Genomic DNA, 15851 nt, shown 5'->3' with positions numbered 1-15851 from the left:
GCTAGCGGGCGCAGCTGACATCCAGCGCGCCTTCGTCGGCAAGCCGGGCCACCTGCTCGATCAGCGCGCGCATCTTCGGCTGGTTCTGGGTGCGCATGGGGAAATAGAGGAACAGTCCGGATGTATCCGGCACGAACTCCGTCAGTACCCGCACCAGGCGGCCGCGCCGCACGTCCTCGTCGATTTCAAGGTCGGGCAGGTAGGCGATCCCCATGCCCTGGCGTGCCCACTCGGCAAGCATTTGCGTATCGTTGGCGGTCAGCGCGGCGTCGGTGTCGAGCAGCAGTTCGCCGTCGTCGCCGGCCAGGCGCCACGGCGGCAGGCGGCTGGAGGTGGAGAAGCGATACCGCAGCGTTTGATGCGCCAGCAGGTCGCGTGGCCGCTGCGGGATGCCGGAGCGCTCGAAGTAGCCCGGCGCCGACACAATCGACCACGTTAGCGGCCGGCTCAGCTTAATGGCCACCATGTCCTGCGCGATCGCCTGTCCCAGCCGGATGCCGGCGTCATAGCCCGCCGTCACCAGGTCCACCAAGCCGTCGTCGAGCGACAAATCGAACGTGATGTCGGGGTAGGCGGCGCGCATGCGCGGCACCAGGAAGCGGGCGACGAGAAATCCGAAGGCGCGCGGCGCGGTCAGGCGCAAATGGCCGGACGGGCGGCTCTGGAACCGCGACAACTCGTCGAACGCCTCGTCGATCTGCCCGACCGCCGGCTTGAGCGCGGCCAGCAGGCCTCCTCCGGCATCCGTCAGCGACACGCTGCGGGTCGTTCTGACGAACAGCGGCACGCCGTGCTTTTTCTCGAGCGCGCGTACACCTTTGCTCACCGCCGTCGGCGTGATGTTCAGCCGTCTGGCCGCCTGCGTGAAGCTGCGATCCTCCGCCACCGCTAGGAACAGTCGAATCAAATCAAGCGAACTCATAGCGGCCTATTTCGAACCGTTGGTTCATAGCGCATGTCCATTGGCCTCCTTTTTCTTCATGATGCCCGAATATACACTGGCTTCACACCTTTAGGAGAATGACATGAACAAACTACCCCAACCCATCACCGAGTACGTCGAGGCCGCCAATGCGCAGGATACGCAACGGGCCGCCGCGTGTTTCCACGAGGACGCCACCGTCCATGACGAAGGCCACACGCATCGGGGCCGCGAAGAAATCGTCGCGTGGGTGGCCGAATCCGGCGAAAAATACAGCGCGACGATAGAACCGATCGACCTGGAGGAAGCCGATGGCCGCCACATTCTGCGAACGACCGTCTGCGGCAGCTTCCCGGGCAGCCCGGTCGCGTTGAACTTCGATTTCCAGTTGCGCGCCGGCAGCATCCAGTCGCTGGAGGTCAAGCCATGAGCCGCTATCTCTTCGAAGGCAAGCACGCACTTGTCACCGGCGGCACAAGGGGGATGGGCGAGGCCATCGTTCGCAAACTGGTGGAGGAGGGCGCGACAGTCATCGCCCCCGCACGCCACTTGCCACAGGAGCCGCTGGCCGGGGTTCGTTACCTTGAAGCGGACGTATCGAGTGCCGAAGGGGCCGCGTACGTCGCCGACGCCGTCCAGCGCGAGTTCGGCCACCTCGATTTCCTCGTGAACAATGTGGGTGGCTCGTCCGCGCCGAGCGGCGGCGCGCTGGCGCTGACCGACGCCATGTGGGACGCGGCGCTCCAGGTCAACCTGATGGCGGCGGTGCGGCTCGACCGCGCCTTCCTGCCGGCCATGCTGGAGCGGGGCGCTGGCGGCATCGTCCACATCACCTCGATCCAGCGGCGGCTGCCGCTGTTCGAATCGACCGTGGCGTACGCCGCCGCCAAGGCCGCCCTTGCCAACTACAGCAAATCGCTAGCCAACGAATTCGGGCCGCGCGGGATTCGCGTCAATAGCGTCTCGCCCGGCTTTATTGAAACGAGCGCTGCGCAAGCTTTGATCAGCCGGATGGCGACGCACAGGCAAGGCAGCGAGGACGCGGCGCGGGAGGAACTCATGGCGTCCCTTGGCGGCATTCCGATCGGCCGTCCCGGCAGGCCGAACGAGGTCGCGGAGCTGGTGGCGTTTCTGCTGTCGCCGCTGGCGGCGTCGGTCCATGGCGCCGAATTCGTCATCGATGGCGGGACCACGCCGACCGTTTAAACGCAGCTGATTGCCCCGGACAGGGTTTTCCTCTACAGTACAAAAATGCAACAAGACCACACCGTCACCGTCGAGGAAGCCGTCCAACTGCTGGCCATGGTCGGCGACTTGAGCATGGGCCAGCCGACCAACCAATCGATCCGCTCGGCCCATCTGGCCGAGCGGCTGGCGCTGGCCGACGGCGCCGAGTCGGGGGCGTGCGGCCACGTGCGGCTAGTGACCTTGCTGCGCTGGTCGGGATGCACGGCCAACGCCAGCGGCTTCTCCGCGCTGCTCGGCGACGATGTCGCGGGGCGCGACGCGATGCTGCTGGGGACCCTCCCGCCCGAGAATCGAATGACCTTTACCAGCGTGGAGCCGCTCGCGCGCATCCATTGCGAGGTGTCGGGCGCGATCGCACAGGTGATGGGCTTGCCGCAGGAGGTGGAGATCGGACTGCGCCGCTTCTGGGAGCACTATGACGGCGGCGGCATACCTGATCGACTGTGTGCGCCGCAGATTCCGCGCTTGGTGTACCACGCCAATCTGGCGGGGGATCTGGAGCTTCTGACGCGCGCCCGTGGTGTGGACGAGGCGCTGCGGCTGATCGCCACGCGCGCCGACAAAAAGTATCCGGCGGACCTGGTGCGCCTGCTGGCGGCGCATGCCGAGGCGTGGCTGGAGGAGGTCGACGCGCCTGCGTGTCCGACCGAGATTCCGGCGCTGGCCGAACCGGTTTCCCTGACCATCGTGGCCGATACGATCGAGCTGAAATTGCCGTGGTTGCTGGGCTACTCGCGCCGCGTGGCCGACCTTGCCGAACGCGCGGGCGCACTGGCCGGCCTGTCGCCGTCCCAGCAGCGCTGTCTGGGCCGCGCGGCGCTCATCCACGGCGTCGGCCGCGCGGCGGTGCCGAACATCGTGTGGGAGCGCGCCGGCAAGCTCGGCATGGCGGACTGGGAAAAGGTGCGTCTGGTGCCGTACTGGACGGCGCGTGCGGGCGTGCAGATTCAGTCGCTGCGGGCGGAGGCGGCGCTCGCTTCCCACGTCTACGAGCGGCTTGACGGCAGCGGCTATTACCGCGACCTCGATGCCGATTCGCTCAACATGCCGCAACGGATACTGGCCGCCGCAGCGGCATATGCGGCGTTGTGCATGCCGCGTCCATGGCGCGCCGCATGCGCGCCTCAGGAGGCGGCGCGTATCCTGTCGGCGGACGCGGTCGCCGGGAGATTCGATATGCAGGCCGTGAACTTCGTGATCGCGGCCGCCGACGGAACCAGCGTCGAGGCGGGAGAACCGGCCGGGCCCCGCAAGAAACTGTTATCGGAGCGGGAGATCGCGGTGCTGCGCCGGCTCAGTCTCGGGGAAAGCAACAAGGAGGCGGCGCGCGAGCTGCAGATCAGCCCCTCCACGGTGGGCACCCATGTCGAGAGCATTTTTACGCAAACTCGAATGTTCAACCCGGACCGCCGCCACGCTCAAAGGGCTGACCCTCGGCTTGATCCACGCCGAGTGAGCATCCGGAGCGCAGGGCTTATCGCTGCTCGGGCGGGATGGCTTTTATTTCAGCGGCGAAGGCGGCGTGCGTGGCCGCATCCACCGGCTTGTGCTTGATCTCGGTCCTGGCCGGATCGTTACCCAGGTAATTATTGTTCTTCCAGTTCTTCGATGGCCTGATCGGCCTTGGCGTGAAACCGCCGCCGCAGTTGGGGCAGACGTTGGAGACGACGTTCTCGACGCAGTCGGCGCAGAAGGTGCACTCGTAGCTGCAGATCCGGGCGTCCACAGCTTGCGGCGGCAGGGATTTATCGCAATGTTCACAGGTCGGTCTAAGTTGGAGCATGGGGCTTCCCTTTGGTTGGCTGTGCTACTTGCAAGTATAGCAATCATAGTGCCGATAGTCGCCAAAGGTCAGGCTAAATTTCGCGCTCCTTAATCGGCTTTGCCCCGCGCCGCGTCGGCGGATACCGGAACCGGTGCTGTCAGCCCATCCACATAAAAATCGAAGAAGCGCCGGTTGTCTAAGCGCTGCACCACCGTCGCAGGTTGCAGCCCCGGCTGCGCCGTCGCATACCCGATCGAGCGTCCGTTGTTGGCGCCAACCGTCGTGTCCACGTCGACCCAGCGCCGTACGGAGCGCGTGGCGTACGCCGGGTCGACCAGGTAGGCGAGGGTGAGCGTGTCCCAGACGTCGGTGCGGTAGGCGGGATTTGTCTCGAAGCCGTTTTTGCCGTCGTAGCCGTAGCCGTTGAGCTGCTTGAATAGTTTGGCGATGATGCCGTCCCTGGCCGCGCCGTTGACGACGCGGTCGTAGACCTGCTTGTCGATTTGGACGGTGTCGGTGACGTCGAGCGGGAATATCACGTGGCGCAGCGGTAGCCGCAAGACTTCGTGCGCGGCTTCCGGGTCGAACCACCAGTTGAACTCCGCCTTCGCGGTGGTGTTGCCGGCGACGTCGAAGGCGCCGCCCATGTAGATGATCTGGCCGATCAGCGGCACGATGTCCGGGTGGCGCCGCACGGCCAGCGCGATGTTGGTCAGCGGTCCAATGGCCAGTATCGTGACCTGTCCCGGGTAACGCCGCACGCTGTCAGCGATGAAGTCGGCGGCGTGTTGGTCGCGTACCTTGGCGTGTCGCGCGGGGCCGTCGGGCGGCGCCTTGACGTCGGTGTCGGATTTTGGCTCCGGCCAGTTCCAAGCGCCGAGGTAGCCGTCGCCGCCCGGGTGCAGTCGCTGCTCCTCGCGGATAGTGGCCAGGTCGTGCGACAGCGCGAGGTTGGCGCCGGCGTAGACGCCGACCTGCTTTTCGATGCCCAGGCGTTCGACGGCTTTCAGTGCGTCGCCCACTTCCTGGCGTAGCCACTTGTTCCCCGAGACCACCGTCAGGCCGAGTACCTCGATGCGGCCGCGCGCCTGGAGTTGGGCGGCGATGGCAAGCAGCTGGCCGTCGTCGTTGAGGGTGCCGAAATCGCTGTCGATAATGACCTTGGGGACGGCGGTCGCTGCCGCCAGGGCGTGCTGCGTGAAGATTAGCGTCAGCGCGCAGGCCATGATCATGATTGTTCGCCGCACTATGCTCTCCAGTTGACGGTTGTGGATCGAGGGATTACATGCCAGGTTCATCGAACACGAGCCGGCACACCGCTTCGCATTTTGCCAGGTCGAAGCGGTTCTCCGTGCGCACGCCGGATTCCATGTCTATCCAGTAGCCGGCGCTGGCGGCGATCTGGAACTTTAGCAGAGTGTCCCGCACCGTGTCCGGACCCAGTCCTCCCGAGTAGCCGCAGAACGGCAGGCCCGCCTTTGCCGCCGGCCAGGTGGTTGGCCGCACGCCGGTCCCGAACGAGACGTCATACAGCCAATCAACCCGCATGTCGGACGGGAAGTCGCCCTGGCATTGCAACGCGGCCCGCACGCCTTGCCGGGCGCCGAAGATGGCGCTGTTACGGATTTCGACGTCACTGCTGCCCGCGCGCCCATGGTTGATCTGAACCCGCGAAAAACCGGCCAGCTCGATCGCGGCCTCGCCGGTTTCGACGATGCTGCGCGCGGCGGCGCCGCAGACGTGTGCGGACAGGCGCAGCGGCGCGCTTTGCAGAACGCGGCGCACGCCGGCGTAGGGGAACAGTGGCGATCCCTCCTGCGCGACGTCGAGCAGCACACCCCATTCGATCGGGTAGCGCGCCGAGAGCGCGAGCATGCCCGGCAGAAGATCGGCGCGGTCGATGCCGGTGAAGGTGATGTAGGCAGGTGGCGTGTAAGCGGTTGTCATGTTGGTCCAGGTATTTAGTGGTACGTACCATTATTTCATCGATGTGGGGAAAATTCAACCTTAATGCGCCGTAAACGCAAAAAATACGACAAATAAAAAAATAAATCAAAATGAGGTCCGTACCACTATAAAATTTACGACGGACATAAAAGCTAATCAAATCAAAGCGGGAGGAACGTGTATGCGGATGCTGAAAATTGAAGGGGCGGCCATGGTCGGTGTGGCCTTCGTGGTGGCGGCGTTGCCGGCCGCTGCGCGGGCGCAAGAGGCGGCGGCAAGCGCCGGCCAGTTGCAGACCGTGACAGTAAGCGCCGAGCGGCGCGCGGAGAATGTGCGCAATGTCCCCGTCTCGGCGACCATCATCGGCGAGGAGACGCTGAACGCGCTCAACTCTGGCGGGCAGGATATGCAGATGCTGGCGGGCCGCGCGCCCAGCCTGCAAGTGGAATCCTCGTTCGGCCGTGGGTTCCCGCGCTTTTATCTGCGCGGCTATGGCAACGTCGATTTTCACCAAAACGCGTCGCAGCCTGTTTCGTTGATCTACGACGACGTGGTGCAGGAGAGCGCCGTGCTGAAGGGCTTTCCGGCGTTCGACCTTGAGCGCATCGAGGTGCTGCGCGGGCCGCAGGGTTCCCTGTTCGGCCGCAATACGCCGGCTGGCGTGGTTAAATTCGATTCGGTGCGGCCGTCGCAATCGCCGGGTGGCTATCTCACCTTGTCCGGCGCCAGCCACAACACCTCCAGCATTGAAGGCGCACTGAATCTGCCGTTGGGCGGTGACTGGGCGGCGCGGGTGTCGCTGCTCGGCCAGCACCGCGACGACTGGATCGGCAATTCGCGCCAGGACACGTCGGACCAGTATGGCGGCTACAACGACACCGCCGTGCGCGCCCAGTTGCTGTACAAGCCGAGCGGCGGCTTCGAGGCGCTGGCCAATGTGCACCAACGCACGATGAACGGCAGCGCTTCGCTGTTCCGCGCCAATATCATCCATAAGGGCAGCGACGCGCTGGTGCCGGGCTTCGACGTCGGTAGCGTCGCCACCGATGGACAGAACGGCCAGTACCTCAAAAACTATGGCGGCAACCTGCGCCTGAAGTGGCGCCTGGACGGCGTCACCCTGCATTCGGTAACCGGCTACGAAACCGTGCGCGTGTTCAGTCGCGGCGATGTCGATGGCGGTTACGGCGCGGTCTATGCGCCGCCGTCGGGTCCAGGCTTCATTCCGTTCGTTGTGGAATCCGCCGACGGCACCAAGGGCCATCATCAGTTCACCCAGGAGTTGCGGCTGGAGTCCGATGCGGGGCAGGCGCTCAAATGGCAGGCCGGCTTGTTCTACTTCGATGAGCGCTACCAGATCGACAGCTACAGCTACGACACCCTGGGCGGCGGCGTGCTCACATCGGACATCCGTTCGCACCAAAAAAACGATGCTTACGCCGTATTCGGATCGGCCAACTACGACGTCGCGCCGCGCGTCAACTTGCGCGCGGGCGTGCGCTATACGCGCGACAACAAGGATCTGGCCACGGAGCCGAACAACAAGCCCGGTGGCGGCTCCGACATCGACGCGTCGGCCGGCCTGGCCACCAGCACAGGCGTTTCCAAGGTCAACTGGGATATGAGTGGCGTGTACAAGCTCACCGAGGCGGCCAACCTGTACGCCCGCGTCGCCACCGGCTTCCGGGGTGCCACCATTCAGCCGGCGGCCACGTTCAATCCGATGTCGGTGGCGGGGCCGGAAACCATCACCTCCTATGAGGTGGGCTTTAAGACGGACTTGTTGCAGCGGCGCGCGCGTCTGAGCTTCGACATTTACAGCTACACTGTCAAGGACCTGCAACTGACGGCCGTCGGCGGTACGTCCAACTCCGCGATTCTGCTGAACGCCGAGCGCAGCGCCGGCCGTGGCGCGGAGCTGGACCTCGACGCCTATCTCGGCGAAAACCTGTTGTGGAGTTTCGGCGGCAGCTACAACCACACCAGGATCAAGGACGCCGGCTTGACGGTGGGCGCGTGCGCCGCCTGTACGGTGCTCAATCCCACTATTGTCAAAGGCGGTTCGACCCTGGTTCTGATCGACGGCAATCCGCTGCCGCAGGCTCCGCGCTGGAGCGCGAACACCTCGCTGAAGTACACCTATCCGGTCGCCAACGGCGAGTTCTACGTCTACACGGACTGGGTGTATCGCAGCGCCGTCAACTTCACCTTGTACCGTTCGGCCGAATTCACCGGCAAGCCCTTGTTGACAGGGGGATTGCGGCTCGGGTACAAATGGGACAATGACCGCAACGAGGTGGCGCTGTTCGGCCGCAATATCACCAACCGCGTGCAACTGGTGGGGGGTATCGACTTCAATAATCTGACCGGCTTTGTCAACGATTCCAACCCGCGTATCTTCGGTGCGCAATTTAGCCGGCGCTTTTGAACGGAACGGTCTTTCAGGGATATGTGCATGCGTGATCTATTCAGTTTTCCAGACGGCCGCCGCTTCGACCTGCTGGCCTTCGGCGATCCCAATATCGATTTGGCCTTCACGGTCGAACGGGCGCCGACGGCAGACCAGAAGGTGCTTGGCCGGCGGCTGCCGCCTTTCGCCGGTGGCACGGTCGCCAATGTGGCCTGCGCGGCCAGCCTGCTGGGACGGCCGACAATGGCCTATGGCCGTATCGCCGGCGATGCGGAGGGCGCGTTCCTGGGCCGCGAGTTCGAACGCTTCGGCGTCGCGCTCGACCATGTGCGGGTGGTGCCCGGGGTGACCTCGCCGACGGCTTTGATCCTCATCGAGGCGAGCGGCGAGAAGGCGCTGGTGTACTCGCCGATGCCGGGACCGACCTTGCACGAGGAGACCTGCGCGGCGGCGCTGGCGCAATGCCGTCTGCTGTATGCGATGCCCTACAACCTGCCGGAGTTCGAGCGGTTGCACCACCTGGCGCGCGCGGCGGGTGTGCCGCTGGCGATCGACATTGAGGCGGCGATGGTGGCCTGCCTCAATGAACTGCATCGTTTGCTGTCCATGGCCGATCTCGTGTTCATGAACGACAGCACCTACCGCACCGTCATCGGCGCCGAGCCGGATGCCGCCGGCATGGCCGGCCTGCTGTCGCACGGACCCCGCATGCTGGTGGTGACGTGCGGCACGCGTGGCGCCATGCTGTCGGCGCGCGATCCGGAACTGGCCATCGCGCAGCAGGCTTTCCCGGCCCGTGTGGTTGACGCCACCGGCGCCGGGGACAGCTTCAACGGCGCCTTTCTGGCTGCGCTGCTTGAAGGGCAGGCGCCGGCGAAAGCGCTGCGCTATGCATGCGCCGCCGGCAGCATCGCCGTCACCGCCACCGGCGCCCGCTCCGCGCTGCCGACGCACGCACAAATCCAGGCACTGCTCGATCATGCATAACCCGGCAACCACCCAAGGAAGCCGTATGCACATCGCCGCCGCATGGGCCGACCGCTTCTTCCAGCTCAGCGCGCGCGGCACCACACCGGCGCGCGAGGCCATCGCCGGCTGCACCACTTTTGCCGCCATGAGTTACATCGTGGTCGTCAACCCGTTGATATTGGCCGCCGCCGGCATGGACCGCAACGGCCTGTTTTTGGCAACCATCGTGTCGGCCATGGCGGCCACGCTGGTGATGGCCTTGTGGGCCAACCTGCCGATCGCGCTGGCGCCGGGCATGGGCACCAATATCGTGTTCGCCCAAGTGGTGGTCGGGCAAATGGGCGTGCCGTGGCAGACCGGCCTGGCGATGGTGCTGCTCAACGCGCTGGTGTTTTTGCTGCTGTCGCTGACCAAATGGCGGGCGCGCATCGTGGCGGCCTTTCCGGAGCCCGTCAAACTCGGCATGCAGTGCTCGATCGGCGTGTTCATCGCCTGGCTCGGGTTGCGCAGCGGCGACCTGCTGGTGAGCGACGCCGGCTCCCTGGTGGCGTTCTCGCGGCTGCACAACGGCGCCGCGTGGCTCACGCTGGGCGGCATCCTGTTCACGGCCATGCTGCTGGTGCGGCGCGTGCCGGGCGCTTTCCTGATGACGATGCTGGTGGTGAGCGCTGTGGGCCTGTTTGTCGCCGACGCGGAAGGGCGCCCGTTGACCCGGTTGCCGGAGCACTGGTTCGGCGTGCCGGTCTTCACCGGCGAGCTGCTGTTCGCGCTCGACTTCCGTGGATTTTTCTCGCACTTCATGTTGCTGCTGCCAGTGACGTTGTATTTCCTGCTGATCGAATTTTTCTCCGGCACCGCCACCATGTTCGGCGTGATCCGCAGCGCCGGGCTGTTAAAGCCCAACGGCGACTTGCCGAGCGCGCGGGCGGCCTTCGCCTCCGACGCCCTGGGCAGCGTGATCGGCGCGGCCGCCGGCACCTCCACCGTCACCGCTTTCGTCGAGTCGGTGGCGGGGGTGGAGGCAGGTGCGCGCACGGGTTTGAGTGGCGTGGTGGTGGCCGCGTTATTCGGGCTGGCGCTGTTTTTCGGTCCGCTGCTGACGGCGATTCCGGCCTGCGCCACCGCGCCGGTGCTGGTGATGGTGGGACTGTGCATGCTCGACGGCCTGCGCGACCTCGATACGAGCACGCCGGAGAACTATCTGCCGCCGTTGCTGATGTTGCTGGTCACCGCCTGCTGCGCCGACTTGATGGTGGCGCTGGCGCTGGGCTGCTTCGTCTACACGTTGATGCTGGTCGCGCAGCGTCGTTGGCCCGGCGCCATGGTGCTTGGGCTGGATGCGGTGTTCGTGCTGTACCTGATGCTGCGCGGCGCCATCGCCTGAACGTCAGGAGGCGCTACCCTTGCTGATGCGAGTCTTGTAGCGGTAGGGCGGTACGTACTTCATCTCGCAGTATTCGACCGGTTCGCGCCGGTCGGACAGCATCACGCGCTCGCACAGCAGCAGCGGGGTGCCGGCCTGCACGCCGAGCAGCGCCGCGTCGTCGGCGTGGGCGGCCACCGCCCCCACGCTCTCCAGGCTCTCGGACGGCTTGATGCCAAACTTGTCGATCAGGATGCGGTACAGCGAGCCGACTTGTTCCAACTCCTTTTGCTCCAGCCTTGCACCGGCCGGTAATCGTAAAAACGATTCCTGCAGCCCGATCGGTTTGCCGTCCATCAGACGCACGCGTTTGATGCGCAGCAGTGGCTCGTCCGGCTGCATGTGCAGCAGGCTGGCCACCGCCATATTGGCCGCCACCGTTTCCATCGCCAGGATGGTCTGACCCGGCACGCCGCCGCGTTTGATGGTGTCGTCGGTGAAGCTGTCCAGGAAGCGCGACATCTGGCGCACCGACTCGGGCGCGGCGAAGGTGCCGCGTCCATGATCGCTATAAAGCAGGCCCTGTTCCTCGAGCAGGCGAATCGCCTTGCGCACAGTGTCGCGGCTGACCTGATAAGTGATCGCGAGGTCACGCTCGGCAGGCATCGGCTCGCGGGCACCGATTTTCCCCGACGCCATCAGCTGCTTCAAGGTTTCCGCCAACTGCTGGTATAGCGGCGCGGCCTTGGTGGTGGCAGTGGCGGAAGTGTCGGTGGTTCGTGATCGCATTCAATGTACCTGCTGTGGAGTGAATGATGGATGGAAGCGTATTGTAACCAAATGGTTTGCGGCCCGGTGAAAGCATGTAAAGAATCGCCTGGATTATGACAATTTTGTGACAGTGGTACGAACCTGTATCCTAACTACGATCGTTGGAGCTTATTTATAAAGGATTCATGCAACTTAGGCTTTTATTTATATTGCAAAGTGGTACGAACCACTATAACATCCTCTTAAATTGAACGAGACGGCCGGAGACAGGCGGTCCGACACAACAATTCGCCGTTGTCGCATGGCGCTCAAACCACAAATAGGGGAATTCGATGTATGCACGACTAGGGATGTTCGCTGCCGGATCTGCGGCGGTGATGCAGTTGGGGGTGGCGCAGGCGCAGCAGCCGGCCACGGAAGCGGCCGGGGAGGTGGCGCCGGCGGTGGTGCAGGTCACCGGCCAGGCCCTGGGCAAGGGCGAGGCGCGCGCCAACAGCGTGATCGATCTGGCGGTGATCGCCGAGCAGCCGGCCGGTCTCGATCCGCTGAAACTGCTGGCGAGGGTGCCGGGCATGCAGGTGAGCTCCAGCGACGCGCTGACGGGCAGCTTCTCGATGCGTTTGTCGATGCGCGGCTTTAACAAGGAGCAGATCGGCATCTCGATCGACGGTATTCCCAATGGCTCGACGTTGTCGAACGGCGGCACGATGCCGAACCGTTTGCTGGACCCGGCCAACCTGATACGCGTCGACGCCTCGCAAACGGCCGGCGACCTTGGCACGCCCTCGAACCAGGCGCTGGGCGGCTACATCGACTTCAAAACGCGCGATCCGTCCAAGGAGCGCGGCGGGGAGATCGAACTGGCGACCGGCAGCTTCGGCTACCGTCGCGGTTTCGTGCGCGTCGACACCGGCAAATCAGCGGCCGGCACCAGCGCCTACCTGGACTACTCGCATGAATATGTGCGCACCTGGCCGGGCGACGAGTCGGGCCGCAACAGCCGCCGTCACGCCGACCTGCGCGTGCTGCAGGACCTGGGCGGCGGCTCGAGCCTGCGCGGGACCGTCAGCTACAATAAATTCAGCGACAACGACTACGACGCGGTGGCGCTGCTGGCCGAATCGTCCAAGTTGTACAAGGCCACCTTCTATGGCAATCCGACCACCGACGGCCTGACCGACCACTGGACCGGCAATCCCGCCATCGACCAGAATTATCGCGGCACGCGCGGCATCAACAGCGAGGATATCCTGGCACATGTCGACTGGACCCAGCGTTTCGGCCAGAGCGGAAAACTCACCGTTAAGCCCTACTGGCACAAGCAGGAGGGCAACGGCTGGTTCTATGTGCCCTACGTGCAGTTGCCGGCCAACGGCCAGGTGTACAGCGCAGTCGCAGCGGGCGCCAGGCCGACAGCCACGGTCCAGGAGTGCTATCAGAACCAATACCGGCGCGACGCCAACGGCGCCTTGATCCCGGTCGGTGCCGTGACGATACCCGCCGGCTCCAGCAGCGCGGCGCTGTCGTCTGCCGGGTGCCCGGCGGCAGCCAGGTATGCGATGAATCCGGTCAGCCAATGGGGCGCGCGCGAAGCCAGCACGCGCCGCAGCGACAACGCCATCGACCGCAAGGGAGCCTTGGCGGAGATCGCAGATACCCTGGGCGAGCACCAGCGCATTCGTATCGGCGGATGGATCGAGCGCACCAAGCGTGACAAGGACCGCAACTGGTTCGCTGTCACCGATCCGAAAGTCAGCGGCGCCTTCGAGGAAAGCGCGCTCTATTCGATCACCCAGGACCGCCACTATTCGTCCGACACCGCGATGGTTTATGCGCAGGACAAGGTCAGCCTGATGGACGACCGGCTGCTGCTGGACCTTGGCGCGACCTATCAGCGCTTCAAGGAGGATTACTCGTCGCCGGTCGAATTCAGTGGCACGCGGTCGCTGAAGGTTAGTTCGAAACTGCTGCCGAAACTGGCGGCGTTGTATCGCGTGAACGACGACTGGGAAGTCTTCGCCAGCGGCTCCAAAAACTTCAGCGCGATACCCGACAGCGTGTTCGAGGGGACGGCGGCGGTCGATTCCAAGAACGGCATCAAGCCGGAAACCTCGGTCAACAAGGATGTCGGCGTGCGCTGGACCAGCGACAACGGCTACGGCGCCGCGCTGAGCGCGTACAAGATCGCCTACCGCGACCGCATCTCGATCCAAAACGGCAATCCGAATGGCGACATCTTCTCGCGCGACGCCACCACCACGTTCGCCAACCAGGGCGGCATAAGTTCGGAGGGCGTGGAGCTGACATTGCGGGCCATTGGGACGGCCTACGAGTTGTACGCCAACGCCTCGTACAACGACGCCCACTATTCGAGCGACACGCCGGCCGAAGGCATCAAGTCGGGTGATCCCGTGCTGGGCGCACCGCGTCGCAGCGCCTTCGCCGAAGCGACCTGGAAGCCCACGCCGGAATGGCGCCTGACGGCCAACGCGCACTATGTGGGCGAGGCGGCCGGCACCTACGGCACGGTGACCAACACCGTCATCGCCGGCGGACCTGCGGTGTATCAACGCCAGTACATGCCGGCCTACACGCTGGTTGGCCTCAACTTCACCTACAAGCCGCGCGGCAGCCTGTTTGGCTATGGCAGCCGCACCGAGTTCGCGCTCAACATCGACAACCTGTTCGATCGCCACTATCTGGGCGGCGTCGGCGCCGAGCTGTCGAGTTCCAATCCGCTCACCACGGGGCGCTATTTCCTCGGCAGCCCGCGCACCTTGTACGCTTCGATGCGGGTGCGCTTCTGATGGGCGGAACGGCCGTGTTGACGCGCGCTGTCATCGCGGTGGTATGCGCGGGCGCTTTGCTTGGCGGGTGCGCGGCGCTGCAGTTGAGGGACGCGCAGCCGGTCGCGGGGCTGCGTTTCATCGGCGAGCAGCGTATTCCGCACCGGCTGGTGTTCCAGGGTACGCTGGTGGGCGGTCTGTCGAGCATCGACTATGACTCCCGTAGCGGCACCTGGATCGCAGCCAGCGACGACCGCTCCGAGCTGGGGCCAGCGCGGTTCTACACCGCGCGGCTTGATTACGATGCACGCGGGTTCAGAGCGATCAAGCTGGAGTCCGTGCACACGTTCCAGCAAATCGACGGCAGTGTTTATCCGGCGTTGAAGGACGCTGGGTCGCGTGGCGGCGAGGTGGCGGATATCGAGGCGATCCGCTTCGATCCACAGGGCGACAGCATCTGGTATGCCAGCGAAGGCAGCGACGCTTTGGCGGCGGGGCCGTTCGTCAAGCAGTCCGGCGGAGAGGGCGGCTACCGCTCGTCGCTGCCGTTGCCGGACATGTTCAAGGCCGCGCGTGACAAAACGGCCGGGCCACGTGGCAATCTGAGTATCGAGGCGCTGGCGTTCGCGCCGGATGGCCAGTCGCTGTGGGTGGGCATGGAGGCGCCGCTGTATCAGGACGGCGCGCTGGCCAGCCCGGAGCGCGGCGCGGTGAGCCGTTTCACCCGGTTCGACCGCTACGGCAAGGTGTTGGCGCAATACGCCTATCCGGTCGATCGCGTGCAAGGGCGTCCGGCGCCGGGGCGCTTTGGTGACAACGGCGTGTCCGAGATGCTGGTGGCCGATAGCCGCTATCTGCTGGCGTTGGAGCGCTCGGGCGTGCAGGACGCGGCGGGGCGCTTCGCGTTTTTCATCCGTCTGTATCTGGTTGACTTGCATGGCGCCACGGATATCGCAGCTTATCCAACGCTGGACGGCGCCGCGTACGCGCCACTTAAGAAACACCTGTTGATGGATTTTAATCGCGCAGGGTTGGACAAGGTCGACAACCTGGAGGGTATGAGCTGGGGGCCAATGCTGGCCAACGGCCACCGCAGTCTGGTGCTGATCTCAGACGATAACTTTAGCGCCGACGAGGTGACGCAGCTGCTGGCCTTTGAAGTACTGCCTGGCAAAGAGTTCTAGCTTACTCCAGGGGCGGGCGTTGTCCTGCTTTGCTGATAGCGCGGCAAATCATCGGGCCAGTGCAGCGCATCGGCGACGAAAATCTCACTCTGTGGCAGCGCTTTTTCGGGCGTATGCAAGCTGCTTGTGGTGATGTCGATCTCGTCGGGACTGTCGTCGTCGGCAAACGTGAGCTGGGTGCCGCAATGCGGGCAGAATGTTCGCGTGGCGTGCGACGACGAGCGGAAGCTGGAGGCCTGGCCGGCGGTGATGCGGAAGTCATCTGTCGCCACCGTGAACCACGCCACCGCCGGCGCGCCGGTGGTGCGGCGGCAGATGGTGCAATGGCATAGCGCCTGGTTGCGGATGCGCTCGGCGGTTTCGTAGCGGACGGCGCCGCAAAAACATTGTCCGGTCAGCATAGGGTCTCCTGATTGTCTTCAGTGGTAAGCCTTACGATACCGGAAATGCGCAAGTCGCCACGACACCTTACCGCCGCGCACATCG

Annotated in this window: 13 protein-coding genes and 1 pseudogene; 8 read left to right on the top strand and 6 right to left on the bottom strand. The window is 64.6% G+C overall.

Annotated features, from left to right (window positions below; all coding sequences use genetic code 11):
* Window position 1: 1 nt before the first annotated feature.
* A complete protein-coding gene (locus NHH73_21970) occupies window positions 2-922 on the bottom strand; it encodes a LysR family transcriptional regulator (GenBank protein USX25251.1) in 921 nt (306 codons plus the stop codon).
* A gap of 103 nt (window positions 923-1025) precedes the next feature.
* On the opposite strand from NHH73_21970, the gene NHH73_21965 reads away from it, so the two are divergent.
* The 3 genes and pseudogenes from NHH73_21965 (at window position 1026) to NHH73_21955 (ending at window position 3626) form a co-directional block, all read left to right on the top strand.
* Window positions 1026-1352 (top strand): nuclear transport factor 2 family protein, encoded by a 327-nt coding sequence (locus NHH73_21965; protein ID USX25250.1) that lies wholly within the window; start codon window positions 1026-1028, stop codon window positions 1350-1352.
* Complete coding sequence (locus NHH73_21960; protein USX25249.1) at window positions 1349-2128, top strand: SDR family oxidoreductase; 780 nt, start codon at window positions 1349-1351, stop codon at window positions 2126-2128. Before NHH73_21965 ends, NHH73_21960 begins: the two co-directional genes overlap by 4 nt.
* 45 nt (window positions 2129-2173) lie before the next feature.
* Window positions 2174-3626: pseudogene (locus NHH73_21955) on the top strand (LuxR C-terminal-related transcriptional regulator).
* 18 nt (window positions 3627-3644) lie between these two features.
* On the opposite strand, the gene NHH73_21950 reads toward NHH73_21955, so the two are convergent.
* The 3 genes from NHH73_21950 to NHH73_21940 form a co-directional block, all read right to left on the bottom strand.
* Window positions 3645-3953 carry a DUF1272 domain-containing protein gene (locus NHH73_21950; protein ID USX25248.1) on the bottom strand — a complete coding sequence of 103 codons (309 nt, stop codon included), beginning with the start codon at window positions 3951-3953 and terminating at the stop codon, window positions 3645-3647.
* A gap of 89 nt (window positions 3954-4042) precedes the next feature.
* The gene (locus NHH73_21945) at window positions 4043-5161 is read right to left on the bottom strand and encodes a nucleoside hydrolase (protein USX29676.1); all 1119 of its coding nucleotides are present in this window, start codon (window positions 5159-5161) and stop codon (window positions 4043-4045) included.
* Window positions 5162-5216: 55 nt separating this feature from the next.
* Window positions 5217-5882 carry a hypothetical protein gene (locus NHH73_21940; protein ID USX25247.1) on the bottom strand — a complete coding sequence of 222 codons (666 nt, stop codon included), beginning with the start codon at window positions 5880-5882 and terminating at the stop codon, window positions 5217-5219.
* Window positions 5883-6063: 181 nt separating this feature from the next.
* Here NHH73_21940 and NHH73_21935 point away from each other — a divergent pair, with 181 nt between their 5' ends.
* The 3 genes from NHH73_21935 to NHH73_21925 are packed head-to-tail and all read left to right on the top strand — an operon-like array spanning window position 6064 to window position 10645.
* The gene (locus tag NHH73_21935) at window positions 6064-8310 is read left to right on the top strand and encodes a TonB-dependent receptor (GenBank protein USX25246.1); all 2247 of its coding nucleotides are present in this window, start codon (window positions 6064-6066) and stop codon (window positions 8308-8310) included.
* 27 nt (window positions 8311-8337) lie between these two features.
* Window positions 8338-9279: a carbohydrate kinase family protein gene (locus tag NHH73_21930; protein ID USX25245.1), complete on the top strand. Its 942-nt coding sequence runs from the start codon at window positions 8338-8340 to the stop codon at window positions 9277-9279.
* A gap of 25 nt (window positions 9280-9304) precedes the next feature.
* Entirely contained in the window at window positions 9305-10645 is a 1341-nt protein-coding gene (locus tag NHH73_21925) for an NCS2 family permease (protein ID USX25244.1), read from the top strand.
* A 3-nt stretch (window positions 10646-10648) separates the two neighbouring features.
* Here the strand turns inward: NHH73_21925 and NHH73_21920 are convergent, their stop codons facing one another.
* Complete coding sequence (locus NHH73_21920; GenBank protein ID USX25243.1) at window positions 10649-11413, bottom strand: GntR family transcriptional regulator; 765 nt, start codon at window positions 11411-11413, stop codon at window positions 10649-10651.
* Between the two features lie 314 nt (window positions 11414-11727).
* Here NHH73_21920 and NHH73_21915 point away from each other — a divergent pair, with 314 nt between their 5' ends.
* Together NHH73_21915 and NHH73_21910 are read left to right on the top strand one after the other, a co-directional pair.
* Window positions 11728-14202 carry a TonB-dependent receptor gene (locus tag NHH73_21915; protein USX25242.1) on the top strand — a complete coding sequence of 825 codons (2475 nt, stop codon included), beginning with the start codon at window positions 11728-11730 and terminating at the stop codon, window positions 14200-14202.
* Between the two features lie 14 nt (window positions 14203-14216).
* Window positions 14217-15365 (top strand): esterase-like activity of phytase family protein, encoded by a 1149-nt coding sequence (locus NHH73_21910; GenBank protein ID USX25241.1) that lies wholly within the window; start codon window positions 14217-14219, stop codon window positions 15363-15365.
* Here the strand turns inward: NHH73_21910 and NHH73_21905 are convergent.
* Window positions 15362-15766 (bottom strand): GFA family protein, encoded by a 405-nt coding sequence (locus tag NHH73_21905; GenBank protein USX25240.1) that lies wholly within the window; start codon window positions 15764-15766, stop codon window positions 15362-15364. The genes NHH73_21910 and NHH73_21905 overlap by 4 nt on opposite strands.
* Window positions 15767-15851 lie beyond the last annotated feature (85 nt).

It is taken from the genome of Oxalobacteraceae bacterium OTU3CINTB1, assembly GCA_024123955.1.
In the GTDB taxonomy this organism is placed as follows: domain Bacteria; phylum Pseudomonadota; class Gammaproteobacteria; order Burkholderiales; family Burkholderiaceae_D; genus Rugamonas.
Note: the sequence above shows the minus strand (reverse complement) of the source record. Positions and strands in the feature narration are given on the sequence as shown.

Coding starts and splice junctions, on each gene's coding strand:
- NHH73_21920 (USX25243.1), bottom strand. CDS start 11,413: ATGCGATCACGAACCACCGACACTTCCGCCACTGCCACCACCAAGGCC.
- NHH73_21950 (USX25248.1), bottom strand. CDS start 3,953: ATGCTCCAACTTAGACCGACCTGTGAACATTGCGATAAATCCCTGCCG.
- NHH73_21935 (USX25246.1), top strand. CDS start 6,064: ATGCGGATGCTGAAAATTGAAGGGGCGGCCATGGTCGGTGTGGCCTTC.
- NHH73_21930 (USX25245.1), top strand. CDS start 8,338: ATGCGTGATCTATTCAGTTTTCCAGACGGCCGCCGCTTCGACCTGCTG.
- NHH73_21925 (USX25244.1), top strand. CDS start 9,305: ATGCACATCGCCGCCGCATGGGCCGACCGCTTCTTCCAGCTCAGCGCG.
- NHH73_21945 (USX29676.1), bottom strand. CDS start 5,161: ATGGCCTGCGCGCTGACGCTAATCTTCACGCAGCACGCCCTGGCGGCA.
- NHH73_21905 (USX25240.1), bottom strand. CDS start 15,766: ATGCTGACCGGACAATGTTTTTGCGGCGCCGTCCGCTACGAAACCGCC.
- NHH73_21970 (USX25251.1), bottom strand. CDS start 922: ATGAGTTCGCTTGATTTGATTCGACTGTTCCTAGCGGTGGCGGAGGAT.
- NHH73_21915 (USX25242.1), top strand. CDS start 11,728: ATGTATGCACGACTAGGGATGTTCGCTGCCGGATCTGCGGCGGTGATG.
- NHH73_21940 (USX25247.1), bottom strand. CDS start 5,882: ATGACAACCGCTTACACGCCACCTGCCTACATCACCTTCACCGGCATC.
- NHH73_21960 (USX25249.1), top strand. CDS start 1,349: ATGAGCCGCTATCTCTTCGAAGGCAAGCACGCACTTGTCACCGGCGGC.
- NHH73_21965 (USX25250.1), top strand. CDS start 1,026: ATGAACAAACTACCCCAACCCATCACCGAGTACGTCGAGGCCGCCAAT.